We start from the raw sequence: 16488 nt of genomic DNA on the forward strand, positions 1-16488 counted from the left end.
CCTCCGTCAAAACCAAGTGCCATTTGAATTCCTCCTTTACCCGAAGATACTATAGCTTATGATTTGTCTAAAGAAATTGCCACAATATGGGAGTGTGCAAGGCGGTGATGCAATGTGCAGACTATATGATCTGATAGATAAGGCGGCTAAGGCAAATTGTATCAACTGCCGCCAGTGGACGGGGAAGAAGTGTCGTGATGAGGCGGAGTTGTTAGCCGATGAACAGAGGAGGTACGGGGCGGTCGATAGGATGATGAGGGGGGGAATAGGGGTATACATCTATAAAAAAGCCTAGGCATAAATACCTAGGCCGAAACAGTTATAGACCACCAATGGGGCCGATTAGTATCACCAGCAAAGATACAAATATTTGTGATAGCAGTGAAAGAAAACCTAAGAAGCCTAAGAGCATATACTTCACCTCTTTATTCAGATTACCGTAAGAATGAGAGGTGCTTTAATTTATACTATTCAGCATGTCCGTGAGATGTCCTTCAGATGTTCATGAACGGATGATGAGGAGGAATCGGGGAGTGTTGATTGATTAAGGCAAATAAAAAATGGAGCCCTTCTAGGCCCCATAAAATTATATTTACTTTCTTGTCTCCAGGAAAACGTACTTAGGTACGTCTTCCCCCTTCATTACTGAAGGATGATCGCCAATGCTACGAGCGTAGCAAAAGTCATGAAGACAAGGAAGCATTTCATTCTTAGTTCACCTCTATTAAATTTTTGGAGACTATATAATAATATCTAAATTAATTCCAAAAAGATACAGGGATATCCTTCCTTTTTGGCGAATTACGTAAGCTGAAAGAGGTGGGGATACAATGAACTTCGACTTTATCGAACCATACTTGAAATATAGTGCGATAATAGCTGGTGTTATTAGTTTTATAATTACGTTCTTCAATAAGGAGCAAGTAAAGTATGAAAAAAACAAAGAAAAATATTTTGATGATTTTCTAGTTAGATTTTATAGTGCTTTTAGGAATAATAAAAATGTAAATATTAAGGATTTTTTTTATAAAAACTATAGTTATCACGATAATTATATACCACCATATGTAAATTACTTATTGGAAAAGAGTGAATTTGATAATCTAAAAAAGTTCTATTAGTTGATTTTTTAGATTATCATCCCTCTATAAAAATACCGCAATTGTGACAATGGATAAGATTTACAAACGCGTGTTTTTTATAGAATATTTTTTTGTTTTTATTATAATTTTATTTATTTTTATTACTGGGCTCACATTAATCCCTACGTGTATTAATGAGATAGTTGGGAGAAAAAATGGTACTTATTATTCAAGTGTTGCGATTTTCAATTTAGATATTCCTGGACCAATATTTTTGATAAGCATGTTGATTATATTGGTATTATTGACCTATATACCTAAAGGTCGGACTAGATTTATCATGGATAAACAAAGATGTGTATACTTTTGAAGAAAAATATATTAATAAAATTATTAAATCTAAGGAAAAGAAATACAATAAATTGAAAGATAAGCTTATTTTTTATAAAATATTTAAAACGTGTTTATTGGAGCCTCCGGGCTTTTTTTCGTTGTCATGAAAGACATGATTCGACAAAGATGATCTCAGTCGTGCTGTATAATCTTAGTCGGAGGTGTTTGGAAAATGAAAAGAATATTATTGGCCGCATTATGCATGATTGCTTTGTTGACTGGATGTGGGAGTGATGACGCCGCAAAGGTAAAACAAGATAACTCAGTGCAGCAAAAGGAGACACAAAAAGAGGCACAAAAAGAGCCGACTCAAGATGAGCTAAATGAACAGCTAAAAAAGGAAGCAGTGCCAGCAAATTTTACAGAGATAGACAGCTATAGGATAGCTAAGGATACAAAGTTAACCGCAAAGGGCGAAGTAACCTCTATCGAAAAAGACGGTGCTTTAGGTGTATTCACGCTAACCACTACCGAAGGCGATGGGTATGGGATGTACTCAATAACCAATTTTTCTTCTGCTGAGGTATCAGAGGGCGACAACGTAGAGATATGGGGGGTATACAGTGACAAAAACAATGTGGGGATGCCTTCAATCACGGCTACGATCATAGAGAAAGCAGAAAAGAAAAAAGGCTTCCAAGAAGAAAATCCCGTTAAAAAACCAGAAAAACAGGTTACTGAAACTCTATCACAAAAAAACGCAGTGGCTATGGCTAATGATTATTTAGATTATACTGCATTCTCTAAAAGTGGGTTAATAGAACAACTAGAATATGAGGGCTTTAGCAATGAGGATGCCACTTATGCTGTAAATAAAATAAGTGTCGATTGGAAAGAGCAAGCGGTAAACATGGCTAATGATTATTTAGATTACACTTCTTTCTCTAGAAGCGGACTAATAGAGCAATTAGAATACGAAGGCTTTAGTAACGAAGATGCGGTTTATGCTGTAGATCAAATAGGGCTTTAATAAATTATACATAGCAAGTACATTCAGACATCCGAAAGGGTGTCTTTTTAAATACAAGGAGGTATAAAAATGTTAGCGGTATGTGATGGCGATAAGTTTTATAACAACAGGCCATGGCGACGAATGCGGAGAGATATCCTGCGTCGAGACAATATAGAGTGCCAGAAATGCAAGGCAGAGGGCAGAGTTGGCAAGGGCGAATCAGTGCATCACATTAAGCACTTAAGGGAGTTTCCCTTGCTGGCTTTGATAGATAGTAATCTGGTGACTTTATGTCTTGCTTGTCACAATGAGGAGCATCCGGAAAAAGTTTGCCGTCCGGTATGGGCTGATTGCATAGTGGCACAAAAATGGCACACTTTGACGCCTTATCCGTGGTAATATGATAGTGTGAAATATTTGAGAAGCGGACTGCACGGCAGGTGCCCATACAGATGGGAACTCGATGCTGGGTCCGCTTATATTTTCTCCTTCTCTTCTTTGGGGCTCAGCGTTCTGCTAAACGCGGGGCCCTTTTCCATTACCTTTCTTCATGGGAAATGTAACTATGTCCTCGTGAAATGCATAGATTGTATCAGGTCCGCTTGCAACCAGAAGCCTAAACGTATTACAGTTCCCTCTTTTTCATTTAAAGCGGCTAGGTGAAATATATACTAGCCGCCTATAACAACAAAAAGGCCAGGGCAATTCGCCTGGCCTTTCTTTTTTTATGGCGGTGATGCAGCTGTCCAGATTATATGATCCTATAGACAAGGCGGCTAAGGTTAACTGGGCGAACTGTCGCAGACGGACAGGGAAGAGATGCGGGAATGAGGCGGAGTTGCTTCTTGAGGAGCAAAAGAGGTACGGGCTGATGGATAGGATGATGAGTGGGAATAGGGGGATATAAAAAAGCATTTCTTTGGTGTCAATCTCAGAGGCATTACCCATAATCCCGCTAAATATTCCCACAATATTCCCTCCCATACTGTAATATTTAAGAATTCGAGAGGGAAAGTGTATGTCCTTCTTTTGCCCGTCAATGGTGGGTTACTACTTTTTCAGTTGTATGGTATACGCGCAATACACAAAAATTAGGACTCAAGCCCTGATATACCAGCAAGTAAAATTAATCATTTTTTAAGACTTTATTTAGGAGTTCTTTAAATCTATATGTCATAATGAGCATGTTATTTAATTTTAAATTCATGGAGGAAGAACTCATTATGCAAACATATTATCTATATATCGTTTTGACTCGAACCAATACAGTCCTATCAAAGCTTATCCACATGTTTAAACAAGACGAATATACCCATGCGGCCCTATCCCTGGACAGCGATCTGAATCATATGTACAGTTTTGGAAGAAGGAATCCTTATAATCCTTTTATCGGACGGTTCAGAAGGGAAGATATCCATGAAGGGGTTTATGGCTTCTGTGAGAATTTACCCGGTGCAATTATTGAAGTCGAGGTAACTCAGCAGCAATACGATAAGGTGAAAGAGTTACTGAACCACTTTATCGTCCATAGTGATCGTTATAGATATAATTATCGGGGTCTTTTTTATAGTTTACTGGACAAGCCCCTGTCTAATGAAAATCGCTTTTTGTGTTCGGAGTTTGTGTACTTTGTCTTAAAAGAAAGCGGTATTACAGACTTAAAGATGCCGAGAAATTTGGTAAGACCGCAAAACTTGCTTCATGCTGAAGGCAGGATAATTTATCAAGGGGATCTTAAGGCCGTGAAACCGCAAACTGCCATCGATTTGTATGCACAGGAGATTAGAAGGAGAAGGCTTAAGATTAATGCATTATGATCTTATTTGTGCTATACTCTTATGATGTATGCATATACAAAAATATAGATCATAAAGGCGGGCATAAATTGATTAGTGTTAACAACGTGAGCTTAAGATATGGTGGACGGAAACTCTTTGAAGATGTAACGCTAAAATTCACTCCAGGTAATTGTTATGGAGTTATTGGCGCTAATGGTGCCGGTAAAAGTACCTTTCTTAAAATTCTGTCGGGGGAGATTGAACCGAACTCTGGAGATGTTACGATCGCACCAGGAGTTAGGTTGTCCATGCTCAAGCAGGATCATTATCAGTATGATGACTATACGGTTTTAGACACAGTGATTATGGGAAACCAACGGCTTTATGAAATCATGAAAGAAAAGGAAGTCCTCTACTCGAAAGCTGACTTTACGGATGAGGATGGGATTAAGGCAGCTGAACTGGAGCATGAATTCGGGGAGATGAACGGATGGGAAGCGGAATCCGAAGCATCCACCCTTTTGCAAGGTTTAGGAATAGGTACGGAATTGCATGATAAAAAGATGTCTGAGCTTTCAGGTGTAGAAAAGATTAAAGTCCTTTTGGCCCAGGCTCTTTTCGGTAATCCAGGTATACTTGTTTTGGATGAGCCGACCAACCATCTGGATATTCAATCTATCCGCTGGCTGGAGGAATTCTTGATTGAATTTGAGGGGACGGTCATCGTCGTATCCCATGACAGGCATTTTCTCAATAAGATCTGTACCCATATGGCGGATGTGGACTTTGGCAAGATTAAGCTTTATGTGGGCAATTATGATTTTTGGTATGAATCCAGTCAGTTAGCCCTGCAAATGACTCGGGACCTTAATAAAAAGAAAGAAGAAAAAGCAAAACAGCTCAAGGAGTTTATCGCTCGTTTCAGCGCCAATGCTTCAAAATCCAAGCAGGCTACTTCTCGGAAAAAGATGCTGGAGAAGCTGAATATCGAGGATATCGAACCCTCCAACCGTAAATATCCTTATGTAGCCTTTAAGCCTGAGCGGGAAGTGGGTAATGATATCCTAACGGTAGAAGGTTTGACCAAGACCATCGATGGGGTCAAGGTTTTGGATAATATCAGCTTTATCTTGTCCAAAGGAGATAAAGTTGCTTTAGTAGGAACCAACGAAGTGGCCTATACCACTTTGCTGCAGATATTAGCCGGTGAAATGGAGCCGGACAGCGGAAGTTATAAATGGGGCGTAACCATTACCAAAGCTTATTTTCCTAAAGATAATACGGAGTATTTTGAAGATGTGGATTTGAGCCTGGTGGATTGGCTTCGGCAGTTTTCTACGGATAAAACCGATACCTATGTCCGTGGCTTCCTTGGCAAGATGCTCTTTTCCGGGGAAGAAGCACTGAAATCCCTCAAGGTCCTCTCCGGCGGAGAGCGGGTCAGGTGCATGCTGGCCAAAATGATGCTTAATCAGGCCAATGTACTCCTTTTGGACCAGCCAACCAACCACTTGGATCTGGAATCCATTACAGCCCTAAACAATGGTTTGACGGATTATAAAAGCAATATTATTTTCACCTCTCATGACCACCAGTTTATCCAGACCATTGCCAACCGCATTATTCAGATCACTCCTACAGAGATGATCGATGTCCGGCTGACCTATGATGAGTTTCTGGATAGTATGGCTATAGGATAATAAAAATTAGGAATGCAGTCGCATTCCTTTTTGCTTTCCGAAAATTAATCGGTCTTCCCCGGAAATTGAGAGGTGATTCCTAAAATATATCGAATTATCAAGATACTGGGATTAGATAGAGCCTTCATAAGCTTCATGAGTGCTTGATAGGAGATGCATAGTATGGAAGAATTTGATATGAGGGATTTTCTGGAAACGATAAAGGATATGATCTTCATTGTTAATCGGGAAGGAAAATTATTATATACAAATACTGCATTGATCGAGAAGTTGGGCTATTCTCATGAAGAATTGACGGAAATGCATATCTTGGCTATGACTGTTCCAGATAAGATGGATGAGGCAGAAAAGGCCTTTGGTGATATGTTTGTAGGGAAAAGAGAAAGCGCCACTTTATCCCTGGTCAGAAAGGATGGAACCCTCCTGCCTGGAAAAACACGAGTCTGGCATGGGAAGTGGAATAACGAACCTTGTATTTTCGGTATCGTTAAAGACTTGTCGAAAGAACATAGAATTTTCCCAAGCCCATCTCTGGATACCCCTAGAATTCATCCCGAAGGGAGCGGGATGAATTGGCGGGAAAAGCCCGGTTCCCCAAAAGATACATCCTGCGAACTGAGGGGTAAGGACATCTCCAAACCGAGAGTGTTGATTGTGGATGACCAACTTTTCAATTTAAAGCTTCTAGAGAATGCTCTCAAAGAGGATTATATCGTTATGACAGCCGCAAACGGAGTTGAAGCCCTGGAACAGGCCACAGGAAAAAGCCAGCCCGATATTATCTTGCTGGATGTTATTATGCCGGTAATGAATGGCTATGAAGTGTGCATTCGCCTGAGAGAAATGCCGGAAACGAGAGATATTCCCGTAATTCTTCTGACAGCTCTCAAAAATGAGAAGAATGAGGAATATGCTCTTCAATTGGGTGTGGTGGATTACATCACAAAGCCTTTCAGCTTACCCATTATCAAAGGCCGGATTAAAAATCATGTGGAGCAAAAGAAATATAGGGATCGGCAAAGGGAAAACAGCTATATGGATGAATTGACTCAAATCGCCAATCGTAGGAAATTCAATGAAAATGTGGCTGTTGAGTGGAATCGTGCCCGGCGTAACGGGAGTTATTTGTCTGTGCTGATGATCGATGCAGATTTATTCAAAAAGTACAATGATTTTTATGGACATTTAGAGGGTGATAATTGTCTATATAAAATTGCCCAAACCTTAAAGTTGAATTTAAAGCGTTCTTCAGATTTAGTGGCAAGATGGGGTGGCGAAGAATTTGCCTGTATTCTTACAGATACGGATCGGATTGGTGCAATCCTGGTGGGAGAACGTCTACGCAAGGCCATCGTAAACCTGAATATTCCTTCCCAAGTTTCTGATGTGGATCGAGTTGTGACGGTTAGTGTTGGGGCAGCGACTATGTTGCCTTCAGATGATAACTCCTTGGAGGAACTGTTGCAAAAGGCCGATCTGGCATTATATAAAGCAAAAAAAAGCGGAAGAAATCGTGTGTGTTCAGCATAATCTATTAGATAACCTGTAGCACCTATTATTTGCCCTTCATATAGTGTACAAGGGGACAGGTGCAGCTTTTTGTCTTCTTAAAGAATGGAGGGTAATTATGACAAATGTTATAGCCAACCTTTTGAATGCCCTGACCGACGTACTGGATACAGCCTCGGATAGTCACTCTAATATTACCGGCCCGATAGACCGCTCAGTCACTATTAACATTGGGCAGGGGAGTGAAAGCAGTCGAAGTGTTCAATTTGTGATTGATAAGAATACGACCTTAACTTCCCCTAATGTTCTGGGACCTATAGCTTTTGCGCTTATTTCAAGAGTTACGAATCTGCGCAAAGGTCAGGATGGCTCGGTACAGATTGATGTTCTTTCCGGGAGTGCGGAAAGCCAAGCTCCCCGCAGGACAACATTCTCCCTGCAAAGAAGTACTATACCCCAATTGAAAATTGTGGAAATGGATACAGGGCTGGCCCCATCCGAGGGCAGAGCCCCGACTAATTCAGGGGTGCGTGGTAGCGTAAGGCGGCTGATACAAGGTTTAAGAAAACATGTTAAATAGGGAAAAGAGAAAAGGGCTGGTGAGGCCCTTTTCTCAGGCTATGGCGGAGCGGTCATGCTTTGTGGACAGTTTTACCCCTTTCGTTTACAATATAAAATGAGGTTTGCCTGACATAATGAGTTTACATAGAGAAAGTTAGGAAGAATTTATATATGGACAATAAAACATACCGAAAAGCGCATAAAAGAAATAAGAAAAGTCAAGATCGAGATATAAAAGAAACTATGAATAAAGAAGATAATAGAATTCCTCCACGTCGTCCTGTATGGAATGTTTGGCAAGGACTTTTTTTGCTGCTCATTATCTACGGAATTGAATTCTTTTTCGGTTGGCTTAGAACTCCTAAGGATTTAGATCAATTAGAGGGGTTCTTTCGCTTTTTAACCGTGGGTATGGGAGAGGCTTTGCTTTATCTTGTTATTATTTTATGCTTTTTTAAGCTCATTCATCGTCCCCTTAGGGAATTAGGTCTGGTCAGACCGCATGGTCGCTTTGTAGTACTGGGACTCATGATGGGTGTTTTTCTCCTGGTGGTCGTGGGGATGATAGGGAATTTCCTGGCCAATAAATTAGGGACACCTGCTCCCCAAAGCTTCACTCTCGTACTTATGGGCGCTCAATACGATTGGCAGCTGATTTTGCTTATTATCCTCGGGGGATTGATTGCCCCGATCAAGGAAGAGGTTTTCTTCCGGGGGATTTTTTACCCACCCTTCCGCCAGGAATATGGCAGGGGGAAAGGGATTCTTTTTACTGCAGGGCTTTTTGCTTTACTGCATTTTGATGTTCTCCGCTTTATTCCATTACTCGTAGGAGGAGTGGTTTTAACTTGGCTCTACGAAAAAACAGGCAGCTTATGGCCTTCGATTATCGCCCACGGAACGTGGAACACACTCATGGCTTTAATGGTGTGGATACAACGGTAAGGAGGAATCACAGTGAATTCAAAAGATCGCCTAAGGAGAGATGCCCTCTCTTCCAGGGGGCTAATTGAGCTGGAATGTCTACGTTTATCTTCCGATGGGTCCGGGGTGGGTTATCATAAAGGGAAAGCCACTTTTGTAACCGGACTCTTGCCAGGGGAAAGGGCCCAGGTTCAGATCCTGGAGGAGAAAAAGAACTGGCAGCGCGGAAAGCTTTTATCCATAGCCAAAGAAACAGAGTCCCGCCATCGAGTGAATCCTCCCTGTACAGTCTACGGGGTGTGCGGCGGATGCCAACTGCAACATCTAAGCTATGAGGAGACTTTAGTGTGGAAGAAGCGCTGGGTGGAGGATAACCTTGCCAGGATAGGCAAGATTGATATGGAAAAGGTCAGGATTCATCCCACCATAGGCATGGCTGAGCCCTGGCGTTATCGCAATAAAGCCCGGCTTCACCGGGGAGAAGAGGGCAGGCTGGGCTATTATCAGGAAAGAAGCAACGCAACCGTGCCCTTTACCGATTGCTTATTAATCAGTGAATCCATGAATCATTGGGTTAAGGATATAGAGAAATCTCAGCAAGAGTTCGCACCTGAAGTTAAAACCCTCACCTTTCGTGAAAATTCCCAAGGGAAAGGGATGCTGATCCTTGACCCGATCTCCGATCTACAAGGGATTCGGGAGTTCCTGGCAAGAAATACCCCATGGTCAGGTAAGGGAAGGGCTGTCTGGGGCATCTTCGAGGGAAAGCCGGAACTTCTCTGGGGAAAAGACGATTTTACTGAGGAAATTCTGGGAATGAATTTTAAAATTTCACCTCTGGCTTTTCTCCAAGTCAATCCGATACAGACACGAAACCTATATACTAAGGCCCTTCAGTACGCTGAACTGACACCGGATAAAGTGGTCTGGGATCTCTACTCTGGTATCGGAACCATTACCTTGGCCTTAGGGGCAATAGCTAAAAGAGTTTGGGGAATCGAAGAAAACCCCTATGCCGTTCATGACGCAAAACTCAATGCTGTGCTTAATGGTATGGACAATGTTAAATTCCTTGCCGGTAAAGTAGAGGATACCTTGAGTCAAATCAGTGATTCCCCGGATATCGTCGTCCTCGATCCACCCCGTGCAGGTGCTCATCCCAGGGTACTTGAGGAGCTAATAGAATTACAGCCGCCACGGATAGTCTATGTCTCCTGTGATCCGGGGACGCTGGCCAGGGACTTGGGGATACTCCAAAATGGCGGGTATCAAGTGCGGGAAGTACAGCCGGTGGATATGTTTCCGTGGACGAGCCATGTGGAAAATTGCGTGTTGTTATCAAAAAAATAATATTGAATTTAAAGTAAAGATTTTATGAAACTATTTTGTGAGTGTAACTTAAGTTTTTGAGACCAAATATATGCTTATCAGTTGACCTGAACATATGTTTGGTCTTATTATTATATTATGACAATGGTTTACATATTTTGGAGGTATTGCTGTGACGGATAATAACAAAAAGCGCCAGGGTAAATTACAAATCAGAAACAGTACAGCGGAATTTCTGTTTCACTTTGCAAGCAAATGAAAATACAATAGAAGTCCGAGTTGAAGATGAGACAGTTTGGCTTACGCAAAAATTGATTGCCGAACTTTTTGATAAAAGCAGGAGTACGATTACTGAACATCTGCAAAATATTTTCAAGGAGAGCGAGCTTGACGAAAATTCAGTATGTCGGGAATTCCGACATACTGGGGCTGATGGGAAAGAATATAATACAAAGTTTTATAATCTTGACGCCATCATTTCAGTCGGATATCGGGTGAATTCACTCAGAGCAACCCGGTTTCGACAGAACAAAATAAACTACATTATGCAATCCATGGAAGCACAGCAGCCGAAGTCATTTTTAACAGAGCAGATAGCACCAAGGATTATATGGGGTTGACTACCTGGAAAAATGCACCGCATGGCAAAATCGTAAAAAGCGATGTATCTGTTGCCAAGAAACCGTACAGAAAAGGAAATCAAATCCTTAGACCGTTTTGTCACGATGTATCTCGATTATGCAGAAAGTCAGGCGGAGAGAAATATACCAATGACCGTGGAGGACTGGGCTAAAAGGCTCAATACTTTTCTGCAGTTCAATGAAAAGGACATACTAGAGAACGCAGGAAAAGTAACCGCCGCTATTGCCAAGGAATTTGCAGAGAGTGAGTTTGAAAAGTATCGCGTCATTCAGGACAGGCTTTTTCAGTCAGATTTTGATAGATTTGTTGACAGTATTGAGGATGATTGAGTGAAGAAATGTCCGAAAGTTGAAGAGGAGTGTTATTAAATAGATGTCGAATTATGATTTTCATAATTGTTTTTCTCCCCGGGAGTTTGAGGAATTTGTTCGTGATGTTTTAGAGATTAAAGAAAAGGTTCCTTTTGAAATCTCTGGCCGGGGGAGAGATGGCGGAGTTGATCTTCGCTATTGGGAAGACGCAACAAAAATTATTGTCCAAGTTAAACGTTACCAGAAGGATTTCAACCAGTTGTACGCTGTCCTGAAAAATCAGGAGAAGCAAAAAGCAAGGGCGCTCAATCCCTCTCGGTATATTCTGGTAACCTCCTTTGCACTGGAACTGACACAAAAAGATAAGATTCTGGCGTTATTCGATGGTCTAATAAGAAAACGAGAAGACATCATTGACAGTGATGATCTGAATAAACTACTGGGAAACGAGCAATATCATAATGTTGAACGTACGCATTACAAACTATGGCTCAGCAGCACCAATGTTTTAACAACACTTATCGAAGAAATTGTCCATAGAGGTAATATAGTGGGTTCGAAATTTGAACTGGAGGCAATAAAGAGAACGATCCCCGTTTTTGTTCAAAATCCAAGTTTTGAACGTGCTTTAGATATATTGGAACGAAACAGGTATGTACTCATATCCGGAGAGCCGGGGATTGGGAAAACAACCCTGGGACGCTGCCTGGCGGCCTATTATTTAGAGCGTTTAGGTTATCGTGATTTTATTTATGCCGATCAAGTGAGTGCTGCTCTTGATATGTATATAGAGGAGGAAAAGCAAGTTTTCTTTTTTGATGATTTTTGGGGAGATACTTTAAAAAATAAAAATCTTCCTCATAACGAAGAAAAACGCCTATTAAGATTTATCCAACAAATTTCCGAATCGCCCAATAAGATCTTGATTTTGGCTTCAAGGGAATATATATTGCAACAAGGTCTGGCCGAATATCATAATGAACGACTTAGGACCTCTTTCAATATTGGCAAATGTATGCTCCAACTGGAAGATTACTCAGATTTAATCAAGGCCAAAATTTTGTTTAACCACCTTTATTTTGCCGAAAAACTAGAATGGGATTATGTTGAAGTAATTGCCAATGGGTATGAACGAATCATTTACCATAAGAACTATCATCCAAGGATTATTGAAGATTTCCTGAATAAGGGTTCCTTGTTCATGGAAGATAATGCTCCGAGGGAGTTTTATCATAAATTGTTAAGTTATCTTGATGATCCGCATTCTTTCTGGAGAGATATCTTTAATAATCAAACCTATGGGGCTCGGCTCACCACTCTTATCTTGCTTTTATCGTCTCAACCGACGAGAATTGAGGATTTGAAGGAATCTTTTTATTCTTGTATAGAGGCCGGCAGGCAGAACTATATCCCAATTGAGGACGAGGCATTCGAGAGCATAATTGCCCAACTGGAAAAGACAATGATCATCACCCAAAGTGAAAAAAGCTCCATTGTAGTAAAGTTTCAGAACCCCTCCATCAAAGATTTTTTGTACCGGCATCTGATGGAAAATTTACATCATTACGGCAAAATGCTTATCCAAGGGTGTCCATTCATCAATCAGCTTCTTTTCATGTTTAAAACTACAGAATCAGAGCGTTATATCGATGAAGGATTGGATGAGGATGCTCTTGATAAAGAAAAGGTGCTCTTGCCAAATAACCTTGGAGTACTTCTAATTAAGAGAATTGTTTCTGAGTTTGATACGCTAAAGTATTCTTATGCAGAAGGAGAACCTTATTTCCATAAGCCTTCGGTTCATGTTGTCCCGGAGAATTGCATTGTAAGGAAACTATATGATGTTGCGTTTAGTTTAGGAGTTAATGAAAATGCTCAGATTGATGGGTTCATTATCGATAAAGTTAAATCTTTATGCACGCTTCTTCATGAAGAAGATTATCCCTTCTCGTATGATGATATGGTGGAATTCCCTTATCTGATTCAGGAGGTGATGCCATTAAAGATTGATTTTGACGGTGCTGGATTAATCAATGACTATTATGCCCGTTCCAGGTTTGCGGAACATCTCTTGATGCTTAGCAAGTTCCAAGAAATATTTCCGAAAGAATATGCTGATTTTAAGAAAATAAATTATAAAAAGATTAAACGTGAGATTAAAGAGGTTCTTTTGGATGACATCGATTTTTTTGCTTCGAATGGGGAGGCTGATCGCATTGGTTTCCTTGTTGATATGGTTTATCCCGAAATATTGAAATGCTATAAACTGCGGGATAGTAAGAGCTTTTGGAAGGACTATAGAATGGTTGACGGCTATCTATGGGATCAGCCTGATGAGCAAGAACGTGAAGAGATGCTCAAAAGAAGGGCTGCAAGAATTAGAATCAAGAGGGAAGAGAGAAAGAAAACAGAAGAAATAATCGAGTCAGAAAAGGACGCGCTGCTAGGGGGAAGAGAGGAACTATCTGACGAGGAAATTATTGATTTCATCAAAAGAAACGCAACAAATATCACTGAATCAGAAGAGCTGGTAAAGTTATTCAATAATCAAAGCTTGTGGTATATCTGGCCTTTTTTCAGCAATTGGAACAGGCTATCACTTCTACTGGCTTTTTATCAGGAAGAAAAGAAGTTCCCCTATACCAGTGCCTCTTTTTACGAACAGCTTACAGCCTATTTAATCAAAGACTACAGCGGGTCTGCAGCTCTCGGTGATGTTAACTCTTGGGTTGAAATGTTTGCAGCGTTTGCTTTCGATATGATGGAAAATGGTCAGGTCATTTTTCCCAAACAATATATTGAAAAACACCTTGCCTTTAAAGATAAGCTGGAAACAGGAGCGATAGATTTATCAACATTACTATCTTTTCCTTTTCTCGTTCAGCGAGGTAAATGGTATGAATTCCGCACACCGGTTTTCCAGATGTATTTGTCCTTGCAAAAGTTTCTGGGTCTCAGCGAGAGAGAACGGATTGATTCTTATATGGACTTTCTTGATCTAAACGGTTGTTTTGCTGATAGGGAACATGATATTTGGCTACTATGCTCGGAATTAGATCTTCAGAATTTTAATCAACATTACTTAATTCCAATTTTGAAAGAATACTTGTCTGCTATCGATACAACAAATAGCTATACAATATGTTCTTCGACACTGAAGTTTTTTAGTTTTACTATGGATTTTAAGATTTCCAAGGATACCGCTCTTCCTGAACCATCAGGGGCTGGTAGTTATGGTGGGGTGGAAATTTCTCTGCTTAATTTTATTGATAAGGATTTTTTTGAAATCGATTTCTATTTGGGCCTTTGTGAGGAAGATGAAGGTAGTAAAAATAATCAGACAGATTTGTTGCGCTTAAGTCGCTTTATTTTAAAAGAAGGATCTGAAACATATGAGGATGATAAATATGAGCTTGATCTGGCTGAGCATAGTGGGAATTCGGAGTTATTGGATATCCTTGCATCTTTAGGGGTGTGTGACTATCTACAGGACTTTTATTATGATGTTCTGGCAACAGTAGAAAAAGCGGCAACTGCTGATTATAATATTCGTCTCGATAATTACCGTTATAATCCGGAAGCTCGCATGTTTGCTTTAGAAAAGTAATAAGGGGAAAGAAGGAAGACGCATGAAGTTTCCGGATAGTACGGGTTTATTGCTTACTATTGTCGATGGGTTTATTGGAGATGAAACAATGATGATCCACCCCATCGATAATTACCACTATCCTTTTGGCGATTTTGCGCAGAAAGTACTGACGGGGGATGAGAGTTCGGCTGACCTTGCAGACTGGCTCAAAGTCCCCAGGCTTTATCTTGTTGTCGGCAATCGGGAAAAAGTTCACCACGTGGAGCAAGCCTGGCGAACAAAGGTTCAGCAGGTATTTGCTCAATTTCTCCAGCATAAACCGGTTTTAGAAAAGATCAAGCAAAAGGTTCAAGCAATCGAAACCTATTGTCTGGAATCGTTTTATTGGCTTTACCTGTCGGAAGGGATGAGGGCTGAGGGGATTCAGTATCCACGCCAATGGCGGATCGAAAATGAAGAGTGTGTCCTTTGGGCATTTTACTGGACACGGCACCCCGATGATGATCCGGTAGACAGGGTGGAGCAGAGTGTCTCTTTTTGGCTGGACCGTGAACGACCGGCTCTGAAAGGCTATCAGTGTTTGATCCGTTCCTTTGTTTTGCGCAATATGACTGGCCGCAAGGTACTGGCGTCGATTCCTGACAGCGAAGGCAATTGGGGCCTGGTCCTGGAAGGAGGGTTGTTTTTGCCGCTGGCCTACGACTTTGAGGCCGGTTTGAGTAAACTGAACAGTAGCCATATCCAACGCTGGACCGTGGGCGAAGTAGAAGAAATCCTGCTGGATCCTGTTTATACGCTCGGCTACCATTACCCATATCCGGACTTGGTGGGCGAATGGTTGTACGTCTTTTTTTACGCCTTGGCCACAATGGATGAAGACAGGTTGACGGACGTTGATCTCGAACTTTTATACCAGCGCTTCTGCGATTATCTCGGGAATCATATTTGTCCCTATATACCCGTTGGGGAAACAATTTTGGATGTGAATGAATGGAAACTGTGGCTGAAAAAAATGGTGAATGACATCCGGGACTACTTAAAGGGGAAAGAGGAAACCGGCGTTTCCAAAAATATTTTGCTGATGTTGCGCAACCGGCACGCTTATTTGCCGGCCGTTCACCGGTTTATGCAAGAAGAATGTGGTTTGACTGCGATTCGCACTACCTGTTTCCATGCTTGGGACTGCGATGATTGGCATAACCGGCTGACGAATCTGACAGAACCAACCGGTTCTTACGAAAAAGGAAAAAGGCTGGAAGACCTCATCCAGTATTTGATCGGCTCAGTGCCCGGCCTTACCGTGACTGCGGTACGGGCCAAACAGGGAAGGGCGGAAGTAGATCTTTTCTGCTGTAATGTTTCCTACGATCCCTGCCTGTGGCAGCTTGGCGCATTAATTCTTATCGAATGCAAGAACCGAAAAAAGAAAGCAGAACCAGCGGATATCCGCAACCTGGTCCCGACTATGGAGGCGAAAGGAATCCATGCGGCAATGATTGTGAGCAGAGCCGGCTTTTCCGCAGGAGCAATGGAAGAAATTGAACACCAGCTTTTTGGCGGTAAAATGATTCTCCCCATCTCTCTGTCGGACTTGGAGGGAGTAAATAATGAAAAGAGTGCTTATGATCTCTTGCGGGAGAAAATCGAGGAAGTGAAGCTTAGCCTGGAAAATGACGACCGGCAATTGCATTTTTGAGGTGTGTGCCAATGATAAACTG

The 16488-nt window shown here is 41.3% G+C and carries 11 protein-coding genes and 1 pseudogene; all 12 read left to right on the forward strand.

The genetic code is table 11. The features are described 5' to 3' along the window. Positions 1-830 precede the first annotated feature (830 nt). The 12 genes and pseudogenes from DESPCE1_RS0106790 (at position 831) to DESPCE1_RS0106860 (ending at position 16466) form a co-directional block, all read left to right on the forward strand. Entirely contained in the window at positions 831-1121 is a 291-nt protein-coding gene (locus DESPCE1_RS0106790) for a hypothetical protein (protein ID WP_019849921.1), read from the forward strand. 526 nt (positions 1122-1647) lie between these two features. Further along, complete coding sequence (locus DESPCE1_RS0106800) at positions 1648-2445, forward strand: Ltp family lipoprotein (protein WP_019849923.1); 798 nt, start codon at positions 1648-1650, stop codon at positions 2443-2445. Positions 2446-2568: 123 nt separating this feature from the next. Beyond that, a complete protein-coding gene (locus tag DESPCE1_RS0106805) occupies positions 2569-2826 on the forward strand; it encodes an HNH endonuclease (protein ID WP_242835425.1) in 258 nt (85 codons plus the stop codon). Between the two features lie 824 nt (positions 2827-3650). Next, positions 3651-4244, forward strand: coding sequence for a hypothetical protein (locus DESPCE1_RS0106815; protein ID WP_014793357.1), 594 nt, complete (start codon positions 3651-3653; stop codon positions 4242-4244). Positions 4245-4312: 68 nt separating this feature from the next. Then, on the forward strand, positions 4313-5905 hold the full coding sequence (locus DESPCE1_RS0106820; protein ID WP_028305482.1) for an ABC-F family ATP-binding cassette domain-containing protein: 1593 nt from the start codon (positions 4313-4315) through the stop codon (positions 5903-5905). A gap of 162 nt (positions 5906-6067) precedes the next feature. Further along, positions 6068-7435, forward strand: coding sequence for a diguanylate cyclase domain-containing protein (locus tag DESPCE1_RS0106825; RefSeq protein WP_019849925.1), 1368 nt, complete (start codon positions 6068-6070; stop codon positions 7433-7435). A 97-nt stretch (positions 7436-7532) separates the two neighbouring features. Continuing rightward, positions 7533-7994 (forward strand): hypothetical protein, encoded by a 462-nt coding sequence (locus DESPCE1_RS0106830; RefSeq protein ID WP_019849926.1) that lies wholly within the window; start codon positions 7533-7535, stop codon positions 7992-7994. A 152-nt stretch (positions 7995-8146) separates the two neighbouring features. Then, on the forward strand, positions 8147-8920 hold the full coding sequence (locus DESPCE1_RS0106835; RefSeq protein ID WP_014793361.1) for a CPBP family intramembrane glutamic endopeptidase: 774 nt from the start codon (positions 8147-8149) through the stop codon (positions 8918-8920). A gap of 12 nt (positions 8921-8932) precedes the next feature. Then, positions 8933-10249 carry a 23S rRNA (uracil(1939)-C(5))-methyltransferase RlmD gene (rlmD, locus tag DESPCE1_RS0106840; protein ID WP_019849927.1) on the forward strand — a complete coding sequence of 439 codons (1317 nt, stop codon included), beginning with the start codon at positions 8933-8935 and terminating at the stop codon, positions 10247-10249. A gap of 190 nt (positions 10250-10439) precedes the next feature. Further along, positions 10440-11199, forward strand: a pseudogene (gene rhuM / locus DESPCE1_RS21795) (RhuM family protein). 43 nt (positions 11200-11242) lie between these two features. Further along, complete coding sequence (locus DESPCE1_RS0106855; RefSeq protein ID WP_019849929.1) at positions 11243-14788, forward strand: restriction endonuclease; 3546 nt, start codon at positions 11243-11245, stop codon at positions 14786-14788. 22 nt (positions 14789-14810) lie between these two features. After that, on the forward strand, positions 14811-16466 hold the full coding sequence (locus tag DESPCE1_RS0106860; RefSeq protein ID WP_019849930.1) for a restriction endonuclease: 1656 nt from the start codon (positions 14811-14813) through the stop codon (positions 16464-16466). Positions 16467-16488: the final 22 nt, after the last annotated feature.

The sequence above is a fragment of the Desulfitobacterium sp. PCE1 genome, from assembly GCF_000384015.1.
GTDB classification, from domain to species: Bacteria; Bacillota; Desulfitobacteriia; order Desulfitobacteriales; family Desulfitobacteriaceae; genus Desulfitobacterium; species Desulfitobacterium dehalogenans.

What these genes read in the sequence shown, in the direction of transcription:
- DESPCE1_RS0106835 (WP_014793361.1), top strand. Translation starts at nt 8,147, where the DNA reads ATGGACAATAAAACATACCGAAAAGCGCATAAAAGAAATAAGAAAAGT.
- DESPCE1_RS0106815 (WP_014793357.1), top strand. Translation starts at nt 3,651, where the DNA reads ATGCAAACATATTATCTATATATCGTTTTGACTCGAACCAATACAGTC.
- DESPCE1_RS0106860 (WP_019849930.1), top strand. Translation starts at nt 14,811, where the DNA reads ATGAAGTTTCCGGATAGTACGGGTTTATTGCTTACTATTGTCGATGGG.
- DESPCE1_RS0106790 (WP_019849921.1), top strand. Translation starts at nt 831, where the DNA reads ATGAACTTCGACTTTATCGAACCATACTTGAAATATAGTGCGATAATA.
- DESPCE1_RS0106825 (WP_019849925.1), top strand. Translation starts at nt 6,068, where the DNA reads ATGGAAGAATTTGATATGAGGGATTTTCTGGAAACGATAAAGGATATG.
- DESPCE1_RS0106855 (WP_019849929.1), top strand. Translation starts at nt 11,243, where the DNA reads ATGTCGAATTATGATTTTCATAATTGTTTTTCTCCCCGGGAGTTTGAG.
- DESPCE1_RS0106800 (WP_019849923.1), top strand. Translation starts at nt 1,648, where the DNA reads ATGAAAAGAATATTATTGGCCGCATTATGCATGATTGCTTTGTTGACT.
- DESPCE1_RS0106830 (WP_019849926.1), top strand. Translation starts at nt 7,533, where the DNA reads ATGACAAATGTTATAGCCAACCTTTTGAATGCCCTGACCGACGTACTG.
- DESPCE1_RS0106805 (WP_242835425.1), top strand. Translation starts at nt 2,569, where the DNA reads ATGCGGAGAGATATCCTGCGTCGAGACAATATAGAGTGCCAGAAATGC.